The organism is Mucilaginibacter gossypii (assembly GCF_017569325.2).
Taxonomy (GTDB): Bacteria; Bacteroidota; Bacteroidia; order Sphingobacteriales; family Sphingobacteriaceae; genus Mucilaginibacter; species Mucilaginibacter gossypii.
This window is the reverse complement of record NZ_CP071878.2, coordinates 6,770,841-6,792,976: the sequence shown is the minus strand read 5'-3', so window position 1 is coordinate 6,792,976 and position 22,136 is coordinate 6,770,841. Positions and strand designations below refer to the sequence as shown.

The following is a 22,136-nucleotide window of genomic DNA, read 5'->3' as shown; positions in this document are numbered from 1 at the left end:
TTTCATGTAATATGAGTTGGGATGTAGTACTATTTAGTTCGAGGCAAAAAATTACTGACCTGGCAGATGTGGATGAAAAACAATTACTACCTGTCTCATTTTCCAGGGCTTTTAAAAAGTATTTCAAAAATATAATTACAGATGGTGACCACCACGAAATAAAAGAAGATGATTTTACGATAGATTATTTTGATGATGGTGAGCCTTCAAGTACTTTAATGCTCAATTTATATGGTGAATCTGCTATTTATCCACTGATAGATCTCGCCATAAAAAATAACTGGCAAATATTTGATACAGGGATTGGCGATATGATCGACCTTGGAAATTCATCAAAAAACGGCTATCAGAATTTTCAGGCGTATTTAAACATCGTTTTAAATAAACCTTTTAATTCAAATTAGGTCACAAAACTTTTCAAAAGAAAAAACTAACAACATATCCTTATGCCTCTACTCCAAAACACTTTTGTACACCACGTACACTTCTGGTTAAAAAACAAAGCCGATAAAGATAAACTGATTGAAGGGCTTAATATCCTTCTGCCTATTCCACATATCCGCGATATACATATCGGCGTGCCGGCCGATACCAATCGCGATGTAATTGACCGCTCTTATGATGTATCACTGTTGATTTTATTTGATACCGCCGAAGCGCAGGAAGCTTACCAGGTTGACCCTACCCATGTGATATTTGCCGAAGAATATGCTAAGCCACTGTGCAGCAAAGTAGTGGTGACAGATAGTGTAAACATATAGGATATAACTATTTATTAATTTATTATGAAGGCAGGCGTTTAGCTTAAAACAGCCTGCCTTTTTTGTTGTTTCATTATGCATGAAGGTTTTGCTTGCTGGCGCTAACGGCTATATAGGTACACGGCTTATCCCGGTTTTACTGGAGAAAGGCCATGATGTAGTTTGCCTGGTACGTGATAAACGTCGTTTTCACGAGCATAGCGATTTTAGCGGTAAAGTCACCCTCATTACCGGCGATCTGCTTAAAGAGTCAAATATCGAAGCATTTCCTGAAGATCTCGATGCAGCTTATTACCTGGTGCACTCCATGGCGCAAACTCATGATTTTGCCGCACTCGAGGCTCTTTCGGCCCATAACTTTGTAAAGGCACTCGATAAAACCAGGTGCAAACAAACCATATTTTTAAGCGGGATAACCAACGATCAACATCTTTCGCGTCACCTGGAATCACGACGGCATGTGGAAGATGTACTGAAAGAAGGCAAAGCAGCCTTAACCGTTTTGCGGGCGGCTATTATCATCGGTTCGGGTAGTGCCTCGTTCGAGATCATTCGTGACCTTACCGAAAAGCTTCCTGTGATGACCGTTCCTCGTTGGGTCAATACAAAATCCCAACCCATCGGCATCCGTGATGTACTTGGTTATCTGGAAGGTGTAATGCTAAATGAAAAATCTTACAACCGGGCCTTTGATATAGGCGGGCCGGATATCCTTTCTTTCAGGCAGATGATGCTTACTTATGCTGAGGTACGTAAGCTGAAAAGGTATATTATAACCATACCCTTCCTATCTCCTAAAATATCATCGTATTGGCTGTATTTTGTTACTTCTACAAGCTTTACACTTGCTCAAAGCCTTGTAAACAGCATGAAGAACGAAACCATTATGCATGATCATGGCATTGATGAGGTTGTGCCACGTAAATGCCTTACTTATAAAGAATGCCTTGAGCTTGCCTTTGTTAAAATTGAGCAAAACTCCATCGTTTCCAGCTGGAAAGATGCTTTTAACCAGGGTTACCTTAATCCCGGTTTTATGGACCAGATCAAGGTACCTCAAAACGGCACGCAGGAATACAAAGTAAAAATGCCTTTTGAACGCCCGGCCAACGAAGTGTTTACCAACGTGCTTTCTATAGGCGGCAACCGGGGCTGGTATTATTGGGACTGGATTTGGAACATCCGCGGTTTCCTGGATAAGATCTTTGGTGGTGTTGGCTCGCGCCGGGGGCGCACAAGCAATATCAATATAAGTCCGGGTGATGTAATTGATTTTTGGCGGGTTTTGCTGGCCGACCGCGAAAACAAACGCCTGCTCCTGTACGCTGAAATGAAATTACCGGGCGAAGCATGGCTTGAATTTAAAATAATTGAACGCCATGGTAAGCAAAGTTTAAGTCAGGTAGCTACCTTTAGGCCCAATGGTCTGTGGGGCCGCTTGTACTGGTATGCCATGTGGCCTTTTCACCTGTTTATATTTAACGGTATGGCAAGGGAGATTGTTAATTATAAAGAAAAAGCCGGGACAATAGTCGATAGACCATAGTCCATAGCAATAGCGTATCAGGTAAAAACACTATGGACAAAATTATGGACAAAAGTATACTACTAACCGGCGGATCAGGATTACTGGGAACACTTCTCACTAAAGCATTATTGGCTAAGGGTTATACCGTAAGTCATTTAAGCAGAAAAGCCGGTAACAATCCGCAGGTAAAGACATTTGTATGGGATATCAACAAAGGCATCATTGATGAGCATTGTATCGACGGGATTGATACCATCGTGCATCTGGCCGGCTCGGGCATTGCTGAAAAGCACTGGACCGATGCCCGTAAAAAAGACCTGATCGATAGTCGCGTAAAATCAATTGAGCTGGTGTATGATTTGCTGAAACGCAAACAGCATCAGGTTACTTCAGTTATCTCCGCATCAGGCATTGGTTATTACAGCGACCGTGGGGATGAACTGATGTATGAAACAAGCGCTCCGGCCAGGGATTTTATATCCCAATGCTGTGTACTGTGGGAAGCTGCCGTTGATGAGGGCCAAAAGTTTGGGATTCGAATTTTGAAATTCCGTACCGGTGTAGTACTGGATAAAGATGGCGGTGCATTACCAACCCTTGCAAAACCTATAAAACTATATGTTGGCTCGCCCATTGGCAGCGGTAAACAATGGGTGCCCTGGATCCATTGGCAGGATGTTGTGGATATGTACCTTTTAGGGATCGAAAATAAGAACCTTAGCGGCGTTTACAATATGGTTGCACCAAATCCTGTCACCAATAAGCAATTAACCCAGGCCGTTGCCAAACAATTACATAAACCATTGTGGGCGCCAAATGTGCCGGGCTTTGTGCTCAAACTTTTGTTGGGCGAGATGAGCAGTATAGTACTGGGCAGTACCAAAGTATCGGCACAAAAAATTGAAGACGCCGGTTTCAAATTTAAATTTGCTGATATAGATACAGCATTAAGTGAAATTTATGGATCATAAAACACCGGTTAGCATATTCTGGTTCCGCCGCGATTTACGGCTTGATGATAATGCAGGCCTTTATTATGCTCTTAAAAGCGGCAATCCTGTTTTGCCCGTATTCATTTTTGATAGAGAAATTCTTGACAAGCTTGAAGATAAGGACGATGCCCGCGTTACGTTCATCTATCAAACTATTGAAAGCTTAAGTACAGCATTGCATAAGCATGGCAGCACTATGTTGATACTTTATGATAAAGCAATACACGCCTGGGATAAGCTCATCAAAGACCATAACATTGCCGCGGTTTACACCAATCACGACTATGAACCCTACGCCACTAAACGCGATGATAGGGTACGCGCAAAACTTGAAGAGCATGGCATCCCCTTTAAAACCTATAAAGACCAGGTAATTTTTGAAAAGGATGAAGTTATAAAAGACGATGGCAAGCCTTACACCGTTTACACTCCATACCAGCGTAAATGGTACAGTACTCTAAAACCATTTTATTTAAAGGCCTATCCAACAAAAAAATATCTTAAAAATCTTTATAAAACCGAAGCATTTCCTATCCCATCGTTAAAAGAAATGGGCTTTGAAAAAAGCAATATGCCCCTGCCCGACAAAAGTTATGAAGGTGTAATTAAAGATTATAAAGAGCAGCGCGATTTTCCGGCTATTAAAGGCACCTCACATATTGGCATGCATTTACGCTTTGGTACCGTAAGCATCCGTGAACTGGCAGGTACGGCCTACAGTCATGATGATAAAACCTGGCTTAATGAGCTCATCTGGCGCGAATTTTATATGATGATATTACATCATTTCCCTCATACGATGGACCATGCTTTCAGGCCGGAATATGACCGCATCCAATGGATAAACGATGAAAAACAGTTTGATGCCTGGTGCAAAGGCGAAACCGGTTTCCCAATCATTGATGCAGGGATGCGCGAACTGAATACAACCGGCTTTATGCACAATCGCGTGCGTATGATAGTGGCCAGCTTTTTAAGCAAAGACCTGCTGATTGACTGGCGCTGGGGAGAACGCTATTTTGCCCGTAAACTGTTGGATTATGAAATGGCCAGCAATGTAGGTGGCTGGCAATGGGCTGCAGGTTCAGGTACCGATGCGGCGCCGTACTTCAGGATTTTTAACCCCGATGCCCAAACCAAAAAGTTTGACCCCGAACTTAAATACATAAAAAAATGGGTTCCGGAATATGCCGACTTCAGCAAATATCCAAAACCCATTGTTGATCACAGCAAAGCCCGCGACCGTTGTTTAGCAGCGTTTAAAAAGGCGTTGGCTAAATAATTACATCAATTAGTAACCGTAGCTACTGTAAAGTCAAAATACAACACCACATTTGCAGCTATTGATGAACCACTGCCAGTGTTGCCATAACCAAATCTCGAAGGTATTATGATAGATACTGCAGACCCGGCTGTTTGCCCGGTTAAACCCTCCTGGGCACCTTTAACCAAACCGCTAACTGTAAAAGATGAAGAGGTTGTCCCTTGCAGAGAGGTACTGTCAAACACTGTATCATTTAAATATTTGCCCGAATAGGTACATGTTATATATGAATCGAGGCCTATTAAATCAGAACCGGTACCAGGTGTAGCTACTTTTATATATACTCCGTCAGCCGTTTTGGTAAATCCGGTAAGCCCCTTAGTTTTGATATAATTTTTAATTACAGCGTCATCATACAGCTCCTGGTTTGAAACCACATTAATATAATAATCCAAACTTTGGTTACCGCCGATATGAGTATTTGCATTACTTGAGCTACCCGATCCGTAACCGTTAACGCCATAAGCCAAATGTGATGGGATGATCACCCTTGCCGCCGTACCTTTATATTTTATGAGGTTGTGGATAGCTGTCTGTAAACCTTTGGGCAGTGAGTTGCTAACATGTCCCAAATAACCGTAAAAATGGTTCGCGTTAAGCGAGTCAACAGATACAAACTTACCATCGAGCGTGCGAACGGTGAATACAAATGAGATCTGATCTGAATAATCCATCGGTGTGCCGCGGCCTTGTGAAAGGATCTTGTAGTAAATACCGGTGGTATCACCGTCGGTGGTATCACGTAACATGCCTGTGATGCTGTTTGCCGCTATATAATTCTTGATCTGGGTGTCGTCATATTGCTTAATGTCCGGATCGTTCCTGTCTTTCCGGCATGATATAAGGCCTATAGAGATAAGTACTAAGAGCGTAAAAATAGTTTGTTTCATTTATTATAATTTGTCTTTTTAACCGCCTAAAGCTTTTGCTCGCTGGCTATATGTCCCTTTTATCTGGCTTTATCAATTGGTTACGTTATACAGCTGAATTTGAAAATCAAGTACCGAGTTTGCCGGCAAATGTATCGAATCCTGCGCATATGGCCCATAGGCATAACGCGATGGAATCAGCAACCGAACCTTACCTCCCGGTTTGATCTGCGGGATACCTAACTGCCAGCCTTTAATTACCCCCCCCAATATATAGGTAGGATGAAACTGATCCGTTTGGGCAAATACAACGCCCGATGTTAGTATTTTACCGGTATAACCAACTGTAACCTGTGTCGAACTGGTGTAAAGCACATTACCTGTTCCCCCTTCTCCATCGTTTACTATGTAATAAACACCTGTTGTATCATACACCTTTTTAGCCTTATCTACTAAGCCGTTGGCAGCCACATAATCGCTTATGATCTTGTCGTCAATTTCCTTTTGCTTGTTGTATTGAACTAAGGGGCTGACGGATGATTTTACGCAACCACCTGCAATAACGCCTAAAAGCAATAAAACTATCAGTATCCTGTTCATCAATTCAAAAGGCAAATTTATTCTTTTAAAATAGAAAAACGGCAGCTTAACACTTTTTAACAATTAATAAAAAGCAGGCACCGTTTAAAACACCCGATAAGGGATATTTCGAAGGTAAAACGCTCGATTTTAAGTAAAAGTGTGGGCGCTGCGCGGTCATTTTATCATTTGGTCATTAAGTCATTGCCTGGCATACTGTCGATAACTCAACGGCTCCAAGCATAATGACTAATGACACGAAGTAAATGCCTCGATGACTGCAAAGCAAAATGACAGCGTAGCATAATAACGCGCAACATAATGACCCAATGACAGCGCAGCGCAATGACGCGAAGCATAATGACCAATGACTGCGCAGCATAATGACAGCGCAGCGCAATGACGCGAAGCATAATGAGCAATCAGGGTTTATAGTTAACGGTAAGCTTGTTCAGCTTTTTAAGCATTTCGATGAGGTGTTGTTTATCGGCTTCGCTGATGTTAGCATCAAGGTAATTATTGAACTGGCGTACTATTACACGGGCCTGATGTCGTTTTTCTTTACCTAATGCGGTAAGGTAAATTTTAACCGAACGCTTATCGCCCTCATTGCTTTCGCGATATATCAGCCCGGTAGTTTCCAGCTGACTAAGCATGCGCGACAGACTGGTTGATTTAAGCCCCAGCAAGGCAGCAGCCTGCGATACGGTAGTACCTTCCTTTTCGTCGATATTAATGAGCAGGTAACCTATTGATTGTGTAAAGCCAAACTCCGTCACCAACTGGTTGTAACGGTTAGCCATGGTTTGCCACACTATCTTTATAAAATAGTCGATAGTTTCCTGGTGTTTTACATTATTATGCATGCATACCAAACGTAAGAAATGCTTATTGATTACGCAAATTTAGTTGCAGCAGCACTAATAGTAGCGGTTGTAGTGACAGTAATAATTGAGACTTCTTACTATAGGCTTCGATTATGCTTTTGGATATTTATCCTTCAACTAAAAATTGCTGCTGCTGCTGCCTATTATAACTGCCACTAAAAAATGCTATTGCTACTAAAAACCCATCTTAGTATCATCCCCTCTCGGGTCGGCCCCGCCTTCGTAATAGCCCCATTTAGTTTTGAGGATAGCGTCAACACGGCCAATGGATTTGGTGGTTACAATCTTATATCCTTTGCTTTGTAGCTTGCCAACTGTAGTACTGTCAACACCGTCCTTCTCAATAGTTACTTCGTCGGGCAGCCACTGGCTGTGGAAACGTTTTGATGCAACAGCCTGCTGCATGTTCTGATTAAATTCAATTACATTAAGTATGGTTTGGAAAACAGAGGTAATAATAGTTGAACCGCCGGGAGTTCCTACCACCATAAACAGTCTGCCGTCCTTTTCAACAATAGTGGGTGTCATGGATGATAACATCCGCTTCCCGGGCTGGATGCTGTTAGCCTTGCCACCAACCAACCCGTACATGTTTGGCACACCGGGCTTGGAGCTAAAATCATCCATTTCATTATTCAGCAAAAAGCCCGCCCCGCCTACAAATATCTTTGAGCCAAAGCTATCATTCAACGTGGTGGTAACAGATACCGCGTTGCCCTCTCTGTCCACAATGGAATAATGCGTGGTCTGGTCGCTTTCATAACCAACAAATGAGCCTGGCTGGACACTGGCACTTGGCGTAGCGGCGTCCCAGTTAAAGCTTTTCATGCGCGATGTAATATAAGCCGGCTGGAGCAGGCTATCAACCGGCACTTTATAAAAGTCCGGATCGCCAAGATATTTGGAACGGTCTGCGTATACCCGGCGCTCGGCCTCCACGATAAGCCTCATGGTAGAATCCTGATTGTAGCCCCATCTTTTCAGCGGATAAGGCTCAACCGACTTCAGCAATTGCAATAAAGCAATCCCCCCACTTGAAGGCGGCGGCATGGTAATAATCTTGTAATCCTTGTATTTACCAACAAGTGCATCACGCCAAACAGCATGATAGTTTTTGAGATCAGCTTTCGTGATAAGGCCATTACCAAGTTTCATTTCATCAACAATCAAATCCGCAACAGGCCCGTCATAAAAACCGTCACGGCCTTTATCCCGGATCTGTTCAAATGTTTTGGCAAGATCTTCCTGTATCAACAAATCGCCTTCCTTCCATTCCCCTTCTTTTACCAAATAATTTTTACCCGGGTTTAATTTTCTAAATTGTCCGGCGGTATGGTTAAGATCGCTGGCCAAATGTTTGGTTATTTTAAAACCGTTGCGGGCAAGTTTAATGGCAGGTTCAATCAAATCGGCCCATTTCAGTTTGCCGTACTTACGATGAGCCTCAATCATTCCATCAACTGATCCTGGCACGCCCGATGCTTTGTGGGTATACAAACTCATATTGGGGATTACATTACCGGCCGAATCAAGATACATATTAACATTAGCTGCACCCGGGCCTTTTTCCCTAAAATCAAGTGTGCTTGTTTTACCGTTACCGGCACGGTAAACCATGAAACCGCCGCCACCTATGTTGCCGGCTTCGGGCAAAGTGACTGCCAAAGCAAATTGCACCGCTACGGCGGCATCAACTGCATTACCTCCTTTCTTCAATATATCAAGCCCCACCTGTGCGGCATCGGGATATGCGCAAACTACCATTCCGTTACGGTACTGACCGCTGTTATTGAGCCCGAGCTGCCCCGGTGCACATCCCGACAAAACAAAAAATATTACGGATAAAAACAGGATCTGGAATTTCGGATTATTTATTTCAAGGCGTTTTATAGTCATTACAGCAATTTAATCTTCACTAAAATAACTTATTTGGGTGCTTTATTTAACAATCCGAAACCATTCTTTTCTATTGAAAACCAATCCAATACCAATCAAAGCACAATGTTTTTTAAACACATATAGCATAAAAAAGCAATTCTGGCGTTTATTTGCATGAAATAAAAAGCTCAAAATTAAGCTAAACAAGCTGGTCACTTTTTTGTTACAGCTACATTATTGTCAATCATTAAATTCATCTGCATGAAAAAACTAACGTACCTTTTATTATTTTCCGTATTCTTTTTATTGATCAGCAAAAACTCACAGGCCCAAGACTATAAAACAGCAGTAGGTTTAAAATTTGGCGCATACGAGGTTGGCCCCTCTGTTAAATATTTTATGGATAAAGGCACCGCGCTTGAAGGCATCCTGGGTATCCGCGATCACGGTGCGGTATTAACCGGCTTGTATGAATTAAACCAGCAAGCTTTTAATGTTGATAAACTGAGCTTTTATTATGGCTTTGGCGGCCACCTTGGTTCGGTAGGCAATGGCTACTACAAACGTTTTGGCGGCGACGACGAATACTACAACGGCAAACACATCCTGATAGGTGCCGATGCTGTTATCGGTTTGGAATATGTTATCCCTTCGGCGCCAATTGCAATCAGCCTTGACCTTAATCCACGACTTGAACTGGCAAGAGGGCCATTTTTCGATATTGCACCCGGACTGGGATTAAAGTATACCTTCTAAAAAATAAAAGAGATTATCATCACCTGCCTAACGGGTGATGATAACTTTTTGCGAATAGACCTTCTGTCCAAGCAATACCCTAAGCACATATACCCCAGGCGTTTGCCTGCTCACATTCAAAATAGTGCTGTAATTACCCTGATCAATATTTTGCTGCCCACCCTGGTAAACCGCTTCACCTAAAGCATTAATGAGGGATAATTTCATGGTGGTGGCTTCTTTGGCCGCAAATACCACGTTTAAATCAGTGCTTACCGGTACCGGGAACACGCTCAACCCAATTTCATTTTTATTTCCGGCCCTGCCTTCGCGTGCGTAAACATAATTATCTGATTGCGCCAGGCAGCCATTGGCCAGTGTAACCTGCACCTGGTATTTTCCACTTTGTACAGGGTTGTAAGTTGCAGCGGTGGCCCCGCTTATTACATTGCCATTTAACAGCCACTGGTTACCATCGGTAAAGTTTGAGTTAAGGGTGTTATTGGTTTGGGTAATAAGCGGCCTACTCAACGTTACCGCTTTACGCGTGGCCGATGCACAGCCCAGGCTTTGCACCTTCATATCGTAAAAATAATAGTAGTACCCTTTGTAGGCGGTAGTATCGCCATTGGTTGCAGTGGCGCTGTTACCGGTAATGCTAAATATATTACCGATCTTAAACGGATAACCTGTTACCCCTCCGTTGTTACGATATATTGTAGCCTGGTCAGCAAAATCAACCGATATCTGGTAGTTGCCGGCACCTGGTAACGACAGGTTTAAATCATACACCTGTCCCTGATCGTTAGGATCATCGGGCTGTGCGCCTGCCAGAGGGGTGGTACGGGTTGCAACAGCATTTATAGTAACCGACGATACAATTTGCCCGTTAGCATTGGATACATTAAATGTTATTTTCCCCGAATTGCCAATGTAAAGACGCGCGCTTTTAATTAATACCGGCACCTTAGTGCTTACAGTTACATAAGGGGTAAACTGGTTATACCCCCCAGCCGTAAATACACTTTTAGTAGCAGGACCAATTGTTCCGCTAAAATCATTAACGCCTGCATAGTAAGTATTATTAACCGGCGCCTGAGTTGTTAACGCTTCGCTTCCGGCGGCTATGGGCAATTCATCAGTTGCATTCTGATACCATAGTACAGTACCGTCACCAGTGCCAAATAACTCGTATTGATTGGTAGTGGTACAATAATAAGCACTCAGATCGCCAATAGTTGCCGGCGAATTAATGGTGATATTGGCTGTAACCGAATTATTGCTACTAACCGGATCGCCGGTAAGTTTACTGGTAGCGGTAATAGTATAGGATGCCCCTGCAACCGCATTAAACTCCTGGCTAAAGGTAAAGTTATCCTCGGCCAATGCTGGCAATGATGCCTTATAGATCTCGTTGTAAGTAGTTGTAACATTATTGGCATTGGTAATGGTAACTGTTATCGGGATATTGTTTATAGCCGCGTTGCCAAAATTTTTAAGCCTCACCGTAACCGGTGTACTCGCCGAGCACGAACCACTGCTGCCCGGGCTAACAATGGAAATAACGCCTGCATCAATACTGGTTTGCAGAAATTGCACCCGGTAGTCCTGGGTTTCGCCTTTGGCATAGCTGCCACATGCTTTAATGGTTGATGCATCGCCGGTTTCTGTAAGCACAACCCGCATCAGGCTATAAGCCCCGGCAGTTACTGTTCCCGGCACGGTAATGTTGGTATTATAAGTACCGGTGCCATTAATGATCCCGGTTGTTGCTGCCAGTTCATTATCTTCAAACACACCGTTAGCATTCCAGTCTATAAACACTTTTGCAGCTTTATTAAAATTGTTGCCGCAAGTGCCAAGGGTGATGCTCAAGGGGTACGTTTTAGCCTGCTCAAGCTGTACGGTAAGGTTGGTATAGTCCGAGTAGCCTGTGCAACCTGCAGTCTCGGTATTATCAATATTAGCGAGTTTTAAATTATCAACTTTTGAGTCGGCATTTGAAAGCGGAGCCGAAGCACAGTAAGCAGTTCCCCCAACCCCGGTAACGATAAGCGAGTATGCCTGCGACCCGGATGATAAGCTTCCTTTATGTGATACCGTAATAGTATAAGCCCTGCCGGGAACCGAATTAGGGACATATACCTGTTCAATATTATCCCTAATATTGTCGCCTTTAGTTGCAGCAAATCCGGGCTTGTCAGGGTCAAGCACCCAGGGAGTAAAAGTTGTTGTGCCGTCACTTACCCTGATATCGAGGTCATTCACCAATTTAGGAGTTCGGCTGTTGATCACCCCCTCGGTAGTTGGCGTACCTTGCAGATCGGTCCATGATATGGTTGCGGCCAGTAAGCGGTTACCGGATGCTATTACGTTATAGGTTTGTGTTTGTCCCTGTGTAAGCGTTTTTTCGCTTACTATGCTTTTACCACCATTATTGGTTATGGCTTGTGCAGCCTCGGTCATGTTAAGCAATCCCCAGCCATAAATATAATCAGGCCCCACATTACCGGCATCAAAGGCAGTATGGCAAACCAACCCTTTCAATGTGGCCGACCGCATAAATGTTCCTCCATTTTGTTTAGCATAGTATTCCTGCAGCAAATAAAGCGAGCCCGTAACATTAGGGGCAGCCATTGAGGTGCCTGATAAAGTAGCGTAGGAGGTAGTGTTATCAACCCCTACCGAAAGTACGTTAACACCATCGCCCACAATATCGGGTTTGATACGGCCATCGTCCGTTGGGCCCCAGCTACTGAAAGGCGCTATGGCTACATCACTCCGGTTTTTTGGCCCATACAATAGCGGGTAAACTGCACCTACAGTAAGTATGTTTTTGGCATTACCGCTGGTGCTTATAATATCATAACTATCATTATTGCTGATCCCGGCAGGGCGGGCGCCTTTGTTCACAAAAGTTTGATCAGTTTTACTTTTGTAACCATAGTAGGTTTCTCCTACCGCAGGGCCATTACTTGAACGCTCATTACCCGCCGATTCAACAATGAGGTAATATGGGGCATTATAAGCTATCTTATCCCAGTTGGCTGTTTTTGAGTCATAGAAACCAAAGTTATAATCTACCGTGTCGCCTGGTAAACCATTCCATTCCCAGCGTCCGGCCGAATCATTATAATCCCAACCCGTTACTACCCCGTATGAGTGATTGGAAAGTAGAAGATTGGCAGCAGCGGCACTCATGGTGGTTTCATCATTATTAAAATCATACGACTGAAGCGTTGTTGCCCCAAACGACATGCCTTTAGCAGGTGCATAAATGCCTTTGGCAATCATGGTACCTGCCACGTGTGATGAATGGTCATTTACCGGTTCGGTTGTTTTTAGTGTGATGGTTTTACCTGCAAATTCCTGGTGCGCTTTGTAAACCGCGCCGCCATCCCATATGGCCAGCTTGTTGGTCAAAAAATCTGACGATCCTGACAAGTTCAAACCTAATGACCCTCCGGGCTGCAAAGTATTAGTACCTGTGGTGGCTGCCGCGGTGGTATTGTTATGCGTAATAAGATATATAGGGAACCCTAATTTATTAACTCCCTGTAAGGTAACCAGGTTACCGTTTTTTGTACGGCGGGATAATGTCCATCCATGCGTGGCCGCTAATGACACTGCCTTGTCGTGAGATGCTTTATAGTTTGTGAGCGATTGCTGTGAAATATCGTTAAGCTGAAGCCTGTTCTTTTCGCTGATCAATGACTGTTGGGCCATAGCGTCGCTTACTGCAAACAAGAGCAAAAAGCAAAAGGAAACAATTGTGTAAAGTTTGATCATTGGTTTGAAAGATAGGCAATTTTAAGAAAAATCAACCTCAACTAAAACAAAACAACCAACGCTTTACAATATTCGTAAACTTGACAATTAAAGAGTGAAAAAATTAGCCGTTACGACAGGTATTTGCCCACAATTGGCATTCTGCGCCCCATGCCAAATGCTTTTGGCGATACCCTTAAAATAGGCGGAGTTTGGTAACGCTTATGCTCGGCCGAATTGGTAAGCTTAATCACCCGACGAACAGTCGCCTCATCATACCCCATCCTGATAATCTCAGCCGATGAGCAGCGATTTTCGATATACTCGGCCAGGATCTTGTCAAGCACGTCGTATTCGGGCAGTGAATCGGTATCTTTTTGATCGGGCCTTAGTTCGGCCGATGGCGGTTTAACGATGGAATTAATAGGTATGATCTCCTTATCGCGATTAATGTATCGCGCAAGCTCAAAAACCTGGGTTTTGTAAACGTCGCCAATAACCGAAATACCACCGCACATATCTCCATATAAAGTACCATAACCTACAGCAGCCTCGCTCTTGTTACTGGTGTTCAGCAAAATATAGCCAAACTTATTGCACATCGCCATTAATAAAACAGCCCTGCTGCGCGATTGGATATTTTCCTCTGCGATATTAAAAGGCAAACCGTCAAACTGCGGATTTAATGCTGTTTCAAAGGCCTCTGTAATGCTTTTAATGGGCACTATTTCGTGCTTGCAACCAAGGTTATCAACCAAATCCTGAGCATCTTTTAATGAATGATCTGTTGAAAAGCGTGAAGGCAGCAATACAGCCATCACGTTTTGAGGCCCAAGTGCCTCTGCAGCCAAAGCACATACCACAGCCGAATCTATCCCGCCTGATAAGCCTAAAATTGCCTGCTTAAAGCCCGATTTATAAAAATAATCGCGGATGCCAAGGATTACTGCCTGGTAAATTTGCTCAATGTCTCCCGGACGTTCGGTTTTTATCGTTGTTGGATGATCAAAGCTCAACGTGTTATCCTCATTCAATGTATAGTAAGCCATGCTTTCATCAAAATAAGGCATCTCATCAATTAGCTTACCTGTATTATCAAACACCAATGAACCACCGTCAAATATTAGTTCCGTTTGCGCTCCCACATGGTTAACATATAACAGAGGCAACTTATAACGGCTGGCGTTATCACTCAGTATCTCAATGCGCTCTTCATCGTGATTATAGGCAAAAGGTGATGCCGCAATGTTAATCATTACATGCGGAGTCTGGTGTATGAGGGTATCCATCGGTCGGGTAACATACAGCGGGTTTTCGATGGTATTCCACAGATCCTCGCAAATAGTAAGCGCTATTCGCTTGCCTTTAAACTCAATACAATTAAACTCGGTTGAAGGCTCAAAGTAACGGTATTCATCAAATACATCGTAATTAGGCAGCAAGGCTTTGTTTACCACTGCTTTCACCTCGCCATTCTCAATAAAATAAGCAGAATTGCTCAGATCTTTACCCTCTGTTTTATGGTTGGGTGTTGGCAAGCCTATGATGCAGGCTATATCAACGCATACTTCAGCTATCTTTTTAGCAGCTTCATCGCACAAGCCTATAAATTCATCAAACTCTAAAAAATCGCGCGAAGGATAACCGCAAACACATAGCTCGGCAAATACAACCAGGTCAGCCCCGTTATTTTTCGCCTTGATAATATGATCAATGATTTTATTGGTGTTCGATTCAAAATTACCTACGTGATAGTTGAGCTGGGCTAACGCGATTTTCATAGTATATGTATATTTTAGTCTTAAGTCGCAAGTCTTCAGTATAAAGTCAAAAAATAAGACTTTCGATTTAGGACTACCGACTATTGACTTAACAATAGTAGCAACATTAATGCAAATAAATTTACTTTTGCCTTAAAGGATAAAGATGAACCCTACCCGGTATATAGCAAAGCAAATTTACTTAATTTTTTCCATCGGCCTGATATTAAGCAGCTGTACCCGCAACAAAAAAATTGATGTAAGCAATATCAACGTTAATGTCAAAATTGAACGGTTCGACCATGATTTTGATGCCATGCACAACAAGCCGATGGCCTTGCAAGCTTCCTACCTGCAAAAACAATACGGCAGTTTTTACCCTGATTTTATTGAACGCATTTTACAGGTTGGCAGTACTAAGGATACCACCTATTTTAAAGCCCTTCGCCAGGTGTTTGCGGGCAAAGCCTATAACGACCTCAAGCACGACGCCGATGCCGCCTTCCCTAATATGGACCGGCAGAACGCCAGCCTTACCGAAGCCTTTAAATACATTAAATATTATTACCCTCAAAAACCGCTCCCGCGGGTATATGCCTACATTTCTGGCTTCCAGGCACAAACTACCATTGGTGATGGCTACTTCGGCGTCGGGATAGATTTGTTTCTGGGTGCGGATTCGCGTTTTTATCCTTCGCTTACCAATGCTTTTCCGCATTATCTTTCCAGGTGGTTTACCCCGGATAATATTACGCCCCGAGTGGTTGAAGGCATAGCACGTGAGGACATGTTCCCGGAAGATGACAATGATAAAGCCTTGCTTAATAAAATGATCTATAACGGCAAGATCATGTACTTTATGGACAAGATACTGCCAGATGTGGCCGATAGCACCAAGATCCGTTATAGTACCGAACAATTGAAATGGTGCCATGAATTTGAAAGTAAGATTTGGGGATACTTTTTAGAACAGAACCTGTTATACGAAACCGATTACCAAAAAATTCAGAAGTACCTTACGGAAGCCCCCTTCACTCCCGGCCTTGGCGAAAAGAATGAATCGGCACCGAAACTTGCTGTGTGGACGGGCTGGCAGATAGTAAGGAAATATATGGATAAGCACCCTGATGTAACGCTACCACAGCTGATGGCTGATAAAGATGCCCAAAAACTCCTGAACGAATCGGGATATCACCCCAAATAAAAGGCACAAAAAAAGCGTCTTCAAAATGAAGGCGCTTTTTTTATATCATTTCCCTTTTACAGGTTTATTACTTCATAATTGCGAAAACGCATTTCAAAGCGATCAGGATACCAATGATCAAAATAATATTTGATATAGAAGTAAACATGAAGCCTGTGTTGGCATCGCCGGCAAAACGCAGGAACACGCCTACTATACCGATAACAATAGCTACAGTTAATAATTTGTAATGACCTTCTGCGTTAGCATTTTCCATTGATTCCATGGTACCGATTTTTAATGTTTGCGCAAAAATAGAAATGTTTACCGAAAAAGCGACAAAGTTTTTATGATTTTATGCCGCCGGCAAACCAGGTTGGGTGTTTACGCCTATAATAGCGGTACAACATCCATAAAGCTGCTGACAGCACTATAAATACCCAAATGTTTGCCAGGCCTAACAGCAATTCAACAAACAAGTGCCAGCCATTGCTCAAAGCTATCATCAGCCTGTTAAAAAATGGCAACTGATAGGCAGAAGGATCGTCGTTGGCTATCATTTCCTGATTTATAAAATTGCTTTGGTAAAAGCTAAGGGTAACAATGCTGTATTTTACCGCTTCATCTGTGCGCATATTGCCAATTTGCTGATCAACCATATCGTCCTTCAATAACATCACATTTACCGGATTTTTGATAACTACTTTTCCTTTCTTTTGCTGATCTACCAGGTCCTGCCGGTTTTTGAGTTTTAATTTTTCGGAAAGATAGTCAAGCGTACGGTCTTCAATATCCATTTTGCGCAGCGTAACATACATACCCATGTGTGCCACTTCCGTCATAAAGCTTTCAAGCTTCTCTGAAGGAAGTTTAACCGTCATGTCGGCATCAGTTCTTAGCGCCGATACTCGTTTAACCGAATCATTACTCACACGGATATCTTCTGATCGCTCTACATAGGCCTGCATTTGATGATGCACTACCATGCCACCGTCGCTGGCGGTAAGCACCACTATGGCATCGCCCGTTTGCTGAACACTTTTTACTTTAAAACGCATGTCGGCAGTTTTTACCAGTTTGGTTGTCGGGATATCCACCTTTGATGTGTCGGTCATTTTAGCCACCGTATCCGCACTCGATGAAGAAGCTTTGTCATCGCGGATGGCTTCATAATTTGAGCCCTTACAAGCGCCCAGCAGCAACACGCCCGCCAGCAACGCCAGGAATAACTTTGTTTTCATAACTGTTTAATTTTCTTTGGTATACATTGATACAGGGAAGTAGCAAGAGGTAACCCTGACCGTTGATTTTTGTTATGATTGCGTTGATTGAGTTTTGGGATATTACCTGATAGCAAAATGGTCTATACTTGCATGAGTTTACTAAAGTATCTTCCTCAAAATATATTTTTCCCGCAATAACTGGGTTATAAAAAAAGCGCCTAAGCCTACTGCAAATATCAATTCATGATATTTAATCACTCCGTAAATAAAAGGACTGCTAATGATCAGCCATTCTATGACCAGCCAGATTTTAAGATAATTTTTATACGGGACTATTAGTAGCAGATCTAACACAACCAATAGTATGATAAACAAAAACCAAAACATAAGTCCATAGCCAATAACTAAAAATAAGGAAGCAAGTATGGCCTGAAATATATTATCAGATGAGTTGGCATCACTTAAGGTTGATATAACTGAAAAAGCAAATACGCCTGCAAACACTCCAAAGAGATTGATCCAATTCGTTAATATAATTTTCATGCGGTGCTATTGTTGTCAACCCTCGACTTATAAAAGATCGATGAACTACCAACCAACATTATTCCCCACTTAGTAGCCATAGCCAATATCCCAATTTATAACTAACTATTGCTGAGTAATTCCCTCCCTCATCTGAGATAATCTGCTTAAAGAATAAAAATGAAAACATTAAAGCTACGGATACCCCACTAGTAATAACGGCGTTTAACGGTTTCTTCCTGAAAGAAAACCATGCGATGAATAAGAGAGGGTTTGCCAACCAGCTAAAACATGCGCCTCCAAAACAAAGCCCCAATGGCCCTACAATCAATGCCATGGCCGAATTGCCACAAGAATCGGAAGTGCAATAACATTCCTGCGTTAACGATATTGCAAAGGTCAAAATACTTAGATTTAATACTGCTCTTTTTAAGCCCATTGATACGAATATAGATTTAGGTTACTCTTTTCGCAAGCAGAATGCTTGTACTATTTTAGGAGGAAGTTACGCTATCGCTAAATTTCAACAAGTATGGCACCAGTTTAACGTATTAAAGGTTGCACCTAATAATCAGAACGACCTGTCATTGTCTTGCGGTCGAAGCTTTCATAAAAAAAGCGTTCGTCGTTTAGCTTTGCAGCAATATCAGGGTGTATTTTTATTTGTTTATTTAATTCACTAATCGCTTCATCTTTACCAACAGTTAACGCTTTTATATCAATCAGCCCTTTTATAGCATCAATATCGTTTGGAGACATCGACAACTTTTTGCTGTATCCCAATGCGGCAATAGTATAGTTCTTTTTTGCAGAATCTACTTCATCAAGCTTTTCAAATAATATCGCCTTTTGCACTATAAATCCAGGATAGTTGTTAGTTAATGATAATAGCTTATTATACACAAGCATTTCAGATTTAAAATCATGTTTGTTCTCATAAGCACCCGCTAAATTTACAAAGGCCACTATATAATTGCTGTCGCAATGTATTGCCTCCTTAAAAAATGTGATAGCAGTATCTGCCTGGTTCATTCCACCCAATGAAGGTTTCATTAAATATTTAACCCCTTCATCATTTAACCGGACACATTCTTTTGGCGGTTTCTCATTTTTTGAAACCCTCTGTGCACAAGAACTAATGGAGAGGCACAAAAAAAAGATTGCTGCTATATTTTTCATTTAATTTACTGTTAATGATTTCTCTCCGCTGATGACGATAGCTTCGCCAGGTTTATTAACCTAAATATATAAACACAAACGCATTTATCTCAATTCAAGTTATTCCGGTTCAAGCAGAGTGCTTGCTTAATTTTAGGACGAAGTTACGCTAACGATAAACTTCGACCAATAGCAGCTAATGTAAGTTGTCAATTTAACAAATTAGATGTAAAATCAAGACAATCCTCCAATCCCAAAAATCAAGGTTCAAAAAAAAGGCTCTCCTCTCGGAAAGCCTTTTCTATATAAAAGTACTCTTAAACTTAGTTACCGCCTGAAAGGGCTGCCGCGCCACTTACGATCTCGGTAAGCTCGGTAGTGATGGCTGCCTGACGGGCTTGGTTATATGAAAGTTTTAATGATTTCAAAAGCTCACCTGCGTTTTCGGTTGCTTTGTCCATCGCTGTCATACGGGCACCATGTTCAGAAGCGTTTGAATCCAATACAGCACGGTACAGTTGGATCTTGATGTTTTTAGGGATCAGTTGCTCAACAATTTCCTGTTGTGATGGCTCAAGGATGTAATCAACATTAGCTGCCTTTATTTCCTCTTTCTTCTCGGCCTTTGGCACCGGTAATAACTGTTCAGCAATCAGGTATTGTACGGCGGCATTACGGAAGTGGTTATACACCAGTTCCACACGGTCGTAGTCGCCGTTAACAAAGCCCTGCATAATCGCTTCGGTAATTTTTGAAGCATTCTCGAAATTAAGATCCGAGTACAGGTCGTTGTTATTACCAATTACGTTGTACTTACGCCTTTGGTAAAACTCCTGGGCTTTTTTACCGATAGCAACAATAGATACGTTACCGGCAGAAAGCTGTTTAGGATATTTTTCGGCAATAAGGTTATTGGCTGTTTTAATAACGTTAGCGTTGAAAGCACCGGCCAAACCACGGTTTGATGATACCACAACTACCAATACACGTACCGGCTCACGCTCCTGAAGATAAGGAGAAGTGTTATCCTCCAAACTTGCAGATAAGTTAGCCAGCAGGTCCTTCAACTTACTTGCGTAAGGGCGCAGCTGAATAATAGCGTTGGTAGCACGTTTCAACTTAGCAGCCGAAACCATTTTCATAGCCTTGGTGATCTGCTGGGTTGATGATACAGATTTGATCCTGTTTCTTACTTCTTTTAAATTAGCCATTCTTTATTGAGATGTGAGATTTGAGATATGAGATTTGAGATAGCCTCACATCTGCACTTTCAATCTGTTTATCTAATTTATATAAAGACGTCAGATGTGGAAGAGACCAATCTCATATCTCACATCTAACATCTCAAATCTAAAAATTAATACCTTGCTGACAGTTCTTTAGCTACTGTTTCCAGTACGCCGGTAAGCTGGTCGTCAAATTTACCTGCTTTAAGGGCAGCTAAAACTTCTGGGTGACGAGCTTCTAACTGATCGGTAAATTCGGTTTCGAATTCCCTTACCTTATTTACCGGTACGTTACGCATTAAGTTTTTTGTACCTAAGTAAATGATAGCAACTTGTTTTTCTACAGTCACCGGTGAGTATTGACCTTGTTTCAGGATCTCTACGTTACGGATACCTTTATCTAACACGTTTTTGGTTGAAGCGTCAAGGTCAGAACCGAATTTTGAGAATGCCTCAAGCTCACGGAACTGAGCCTGGTCAAGTTTCAAAGTACCGGCAACTTTCTTCATTGATTTGATCTGTGCGTTACCACCTACGCGTGATACAGAGATACCTACGTTGATAGCCGGACGAACACCTGCGTTGAACAAGTTAGATTCAAGGAAGATCTGACCGTCGGTGATAGAGATTACGTTGGTTGGGATGTATGCAGATACGTCACCAGCTTGTGTTTCAATGATTGGAAGAGCTGTTAATGAACCACCACCTTTAACGATGCCTTTAATAGACTCAGGAAGGTCGTTCATTTGCTGCGCGATAGAATCATTTGAGTTGATTTTAGCGGCACGCTCTAATAAACGGCTGTGCAGGTAAAATACGTCACCCGGATAAGCCTCACGGCCCGGTGGACGACGTAACAACAATGACACCTCACGGTAAGCAACAGCTTGTTTTGACAAGTCATCATAGATGATCAAAGCTGGACGGCCTGTATCACGGAAGTACTCGCCGATAGCTGCACCAGCAAACGGAGCAAAGAACTGCATGGTAGCAGAGTCTGAAGCGTTAGCAGCAACTACGATAGAGTAAGGCATAGCGCCGTTCTCTTCAAGCGTACGAACAATGTTAGCAACAGTTGATGCTTTTTGTCCGCAAGCTACATATATACAGATTACAGGTTTACCTGCATCATAAAATTCTTTTTGGTTGATGATGGTATCGATACAAACCGCAGTTTTACCGGTTTGACGGTCACCGATAACCAACTCACGCTGGCCACGACCGATAGGGATCATCGCGTCGATAGCTTTGATACCAGTTTGTAATGGCTCGGTTACCGGCTGACGGTAGATTACACCAGGAGCTTTACGCTCAAGCGGCATCTCGTAAGTTTGACCGGTGATTGGGCCTTTACCATCAATAGGGGCACCCAAGGTATCAACAACACGGCCAAGCATGCCTTCGCCTACGTTGATTGATGCAATCCTGTTGGTACGTTTAACGGTATCACCTTCTTTAATATCGTCAGATTTACCTAACAATACCACACCCACGTTATCTTCTTCAAGGTTAAGTACGATGCCTTGCAATCCTGTGCCAAACTCAACCAACTCACCCGACTGTACTTTAGTTAATCCATAAACGCGTGCGATACCGTCACCCACCTGGAGTACAGTACCCACTTCTTCTAATTCAGATTCTGACTTGAAGCCGGCCAACTGCTGACGCAAAATTGCTGATACTTCGTCTGGTCTTACCTCTACCATTGTTTAAAATTTATTTAGAGTTTTACTTTTAATACTT

At 42.5% G+C, this 22,136-nt stretch carries 19 protein-coding genes; 7 read left to right on the top strand and 12 right to left on the bottom strand.

Annotation, left to right across the window (positions count from 1 at the left end; genetic code table 11):
• Positions 1–11: 11 nt before the first annotated feature.
• The 5 genes from J3L18_RS29225 to J3L18_RS29205 all read left to right on the top strand — a co-directional run bounded on the left by J3L18_RS29225 (position 12) and on the right by J3L18_RS29205 (position 4,563).
• The gene (locus tag J3L18_RS29225) at positions 12–404 is read left to right on the top strand and encodes a hypothetical protein (RefSeq protein WP_129568154.1); all 393 of its coding nucleotides are present in this window, start codon (positions 12–14) and stop codon (positions 402–404) included.
• Positions 405–446: 42 nt separating this feature from the next.
• On the top strand, positions 447–761 hold the full coding sequence (locus J3L18_RS29220) for a Dabb family protein (RefSeq protein WP_091171910.1): 315 nt from the start codon (positions 447–449) through the stop codon (positions 759–761).
• A gap of 79 nt (positions 762–840) precedes the next feature.
• On the top strand, positions 841–2,307 hold the full coding sequence (locus tag J3L18_RS29215) for an SDR family oxidoreductase (RefSeq protein WP_129568153.1): 1,467 nt from the start codon (positions 841–843) through the stop codon (positions 2,305–2,307).
• A 44-nt stretch (positions 2,308–2,351) separates the two neighbouring features.
• On the top strand, positions 2,352–3,260 hold the full coding sequence (locus tag J3L18_RS29210) for a TIGR01777 family oxidoreductase (RefSeq protein WP_129568173.1): 909 nt from the start codon (positions 2,352–2,354) through the stop codon (positions 3,258–3,260).
• Entirely contained in the window at positions 3,250–4,563 is a 1,314-nt protein-coding gene (locus J3L18_RS29205; protein ID WP_129568152.1) for a cryptochrome/photolyase family protein, read from the top strand. The genes J3L18_RS29210 and J3L18_RS29205 overlap by 11 nt, the downstream gene beginning before the upstream one ends.
• Positions 4,564–4,568: 5 nt before the next feature.
• On the opposite strand, the gene J3L18_RS29200 is transcribed toward J3L18_RS29205, so the two are convergent.
• From J3L18_RS29200 to ggt, 4 genes are all read right to left on the bottom strand, one after another.
• Positions 4,569–5,495 (bottom strand): FKBP-type peptidyl-prolyl cis-trans isomerase, encoded by a 927-nt coding sequence (locus tag J3L18_RS29200; protein ID WP_091171905.1) that lies wholly within the window; start codon positions 5,493–5,495, stop codon positions 4,569–4,571.
• 72 nt (positions 5,496–5,567) lie between these two features.
• A complete protein-coding gene (locus tag J3L18_RS29195) occupies positions 5,568–6,074 on the bottom strand; it encodes an FKBP-type peptidyl-prolyl cis-trans isomerase (protein ID WP_091172003.1) in 507 nt (168 codons plus the stop codon).
• Positions 6,075–6,475: 401 nt separating this feature from the next.
• A complete protein-coding gene (locus J3L18_RS29190) occupies positions 6,476–6,919 on the bottom strand; it encodes a MarR family winged helix-turn-helix transcriptional regulator (protein ID WP_129568151.1) in 444 nt (147 codons plus the stop codon).
• Between the two features lie 195 nt (positions 6,920–7,114).
• Positions 7,115–8,836 carry a gamma-glutamyltransferase gene (ggt, locus tag J3L18_RS29185; RefSeq protein WP_129568150.1) on the bottom strand — a complete coding sequence of 574 codons (1,722 nt, stop codon included), beginning with the start codon at positions 8,834–8,836 and terminating at the stop codon, positions 7,115–7,117.
• Positions 8,837–9,079: 243 nt separating this feature from the next.
• On the opposite strand from ggt, the gene J3L18_RS29180 reads away from it, so the two are divergent.
• Entirely contained in the window at positions 9,080–9,574 is a 495-nt protein-coding gene (locus tag J3L18_RS29180) for a hypothetical protein (protein ID WP_129568149.1), read from the top strand.
• A 27-nt stretch (positions 9,575–9,601) separates the two neighbouring features.
• On the opposite strand, the gene J3L18_RS29175 is transcribed toward J3L18_RS29180, so the two are convergent.
• Positions 9,602–13,342: a S8 family serine peptidase gene (locus tag J3L18_RS29175; RefSeq protein ID WP_129568148.1), complete on the bottom strand. Its 3,741-nt coding sequence runs from the start codon at positions 13,340–13,342 to the stop codon at positions 9,602–9,604.
• 110 nt (positions 13,343–13,452) lie between these two features.
• A complete protein-coding gene (locus J3L18_RS29170; RefSeq protein WP_129568147.1) occupies positions 13,453–15,102 on the bottom strand; it encodes an NAD+ synthase in 1,650 nt (549 codons plus the stop codon).
• A gap of 145 nt (positions 15,103–15,247) precedes the next feature.
• Here J3L18_RS29170 and gldB point away from each other — a divergent pair, with 145 nt between their 5' ends.
• Complete coding sequence (gldB, locus tag J3L18_RS29165; RefSeq protein ID WP_129568146.1) at positions 15,248–16,285, top strand: gliding motility lipoprotein GldB; 1,038 nt, start codon at positions 15,248–15,250, stop codon at positions 16,283–16,285.
• Positions 16,286–16,352: 67 nt separating this feature from the next.
• Here the strand turns inward: gldB and J3L18_RS29160 are convergent, their stop codons facing one another.
• From J3L18_RS29160 to atpA, 6 genes are all read right to left on the bottom strand, one after another.
• Entirely contained in the window at positions 16,353–16,550 is a 198-nt protein-coding gene (locus tag J3L18_RS29160) for a hypothetical protein (protein ID WP_090530314.1), read from the bottom strand.
• A 61-nt stretch (positions 16,551–16,611) separates the two neighbouring features.
• Positions 16,612–17,505, bottom strand: a complete 894-nt coding sequence (locus J3L18_RS29155) for a DUF4349 domain-containing protein (RefSeq protein ID WP_129568145.1) — start codon at positions 17,503–17,505, stop codon at positions 16,612–16,614.
• 141 nt (positions 17,506–17,646) lie between these two features.
• Positions 17,647–18,030, bottom strand: coding sequence for a hypothetical protein (locus J3L18_RS29150; RefSeq protein WP_129568144.1), 384 nt, complete (start codon positions 18,028–18,030; stop codon positions 17,647–17,649).
• 543 nt (positions 18,031–18,573) lie between these two features.
• Positions 18,574–19,188 carry a tetratricopeptide repeat protein gene (locus J3L18_RS29145; protein WP_129568143.1) on the bottom strand — a complete coding sequence of 205 codons (615 nt, stop codon included), beginning with the start codon at positions 19,186–19,188 and terminating at the stop codon, positions 18,574–18,576.
• Positions 19,189–19,490: 302 nt separating this feature from the next.
• Positions 19,491–20,378: an ATP synthase F1 subunit gamma gene (gene atpG / locus J3L18_RS29140; protein WP_091171888.1), complete on the bottom strand. Its 888-nt coding sequence runs from the start codon at positions 20,376–20,378 to the stop codon at positions 19,491–19,493.
• 146 nt (positions 20,379–20,524) lie between these two features.
• A complete protein-coding gene (gene atpA, locus J3L18_RS29135; protein ID WP_091171886.1) occupies positions 20,525–22,099 on the bottom strand; it encodes a F0F1 ATP synthase subunit alpha in 1,575 nt (524 codons plus the stop codon).
• Positions 22,100–22,136 lie beyond the last annotated feature (37 nt).

Excerpts from the sequence above, each read along its gene's own strand:
- J3L18_RS29225 (WP_129568154.1), top strand. The coding sequence starts at position 12 with ATGAGTTGGGATGTAGTACTATTTAGTTCGAGGCAAAAAATTACTGAC.
- J3L18_RS29220 (WP_091171910.1), top strand. The coding sequence starts at position 447 with ATGCCTCTACTCCAAAACACTTTTGTACACCACGTACACTTCTGGTTA.
- J3L18_RS29215 (WP_129568153.1), top strand. The coding sequence starts at position 841 with ATGAAGGTTTTGCTTGCTGGCGCTAACGGCTATATAGGTACACGGCTT.
- J3L18_RS29210 (WP_129568173.1), top strand. The coding sequence starts at position 2,352 with ATGGACAAAAGTATACTACTAACCGGCGGATCAGGATTACTGGGAACA.
- J3L18_RS29205 (WP_129568152.1), top strand. The coding sequence starts at position 3,250 with ATGGATCATAAAACACCGGTTAGCATATTCTGGTTCCGCCGCGATTTA.
- J3L18_RS29200 (WP_091171905.1), bottom strand. The coding sequence starts at position 5,495 with ATGAAACAAACTATTTTTACGCTCTTAGTACTTATCTCTATAGGCCTT.
- J3L18_RS29195 (WP_091172003.1), bottom strand. The coding sequence starts at position 6,074 with ATGAACAGGATACTGATAGTTTTATTGCTTTTAGGCGTTATTGCAGGT.
- J3L18_RS29190 (WP_129568151.1), bottom strand. The coding sequence starts at position 6,919 with ATGCATAATAATGTAAAACACCAGGAAACTATCGACTATTTTATAAAG.
- ggt (WP_129568150.1), bottom strand. The coding sequence starts at position 8,836 with ATGACTATAAAACGCCTTGAAATAAATAATCCGAAATTCCAGATCCTG.
- J3L18_RS29180 (WP_129568149.1), top strand. The coding sequence starts at position 9,080 with ATGAAAAAACTAACGTACCTTTTATTATTTTCCGTATTCTTTTTATTG.
- J3L18_RS29175 (WP_129568148.1), bottom strand. The coding sequence starts at position 13,342 with ATGATCAAACTTTACACAATTGTTTCCTTTTGCTTTTTGCTCTTGTTT.
- J3L18_RS29170 (WP_129568147.1), bottom strand. The coding sequence starts at position 15,102 with ATGAAAATCGCGTTAGCCCAGCTCAACTATCACGTAGGTAATTTTGAA.
- gldB (WP_129568146.1), top strand. The coding sequence starts at position 15,248 with ATGAACCCTACCCGGTATATAGCAAAGCAAATTTACTTAATTTTTTCC.
- J3L18_RS29160 (WP_090530314.1), bottom strand. The coding sequence starts at position 16,550 with ATGGAATCAATGGAAAATGCTAACGCAGAAGGTCATTACAAATTATTA.
- J3L18_RS29155 (WP_129568145.1), bottom strand. The coding sequence starts at position 17,505 with ATGAAAACAAAGTTATTCCTGGCGTTGCTGGCGGGCGTGTTGCTGCTG.
- J3L18_RS29150 (WP_129568144.1), bottom strand. The coding sequence starts at position 18,030 with ATGAAAATTATATTAACGAATTGGATCAATCTCTTTGGAGTGTTTGCA.
- J3L18_RS29145 (WP_129568143.1), bottom strand. The coding sequence starts at position 19,188 with ATGAAAAATATAGCAGCAATCTTTTTTTTGTGCCTCTCCATTAGTTCT.
- atpG (WP_091171888.1), bottom strand. The coding sequence starts at position 20,378 with ATGGCTAATTTAAAAGAAGTAAGAAACAGGATCAAATCTGTATCATCA.
- atpA (WP_091171886.1), bottom strand. The coding sequence starts at position 22,099 with ATGGTAGAGGTAAGACCAGACGAAGTATCAGCAATTTTGCGTCAGCAG.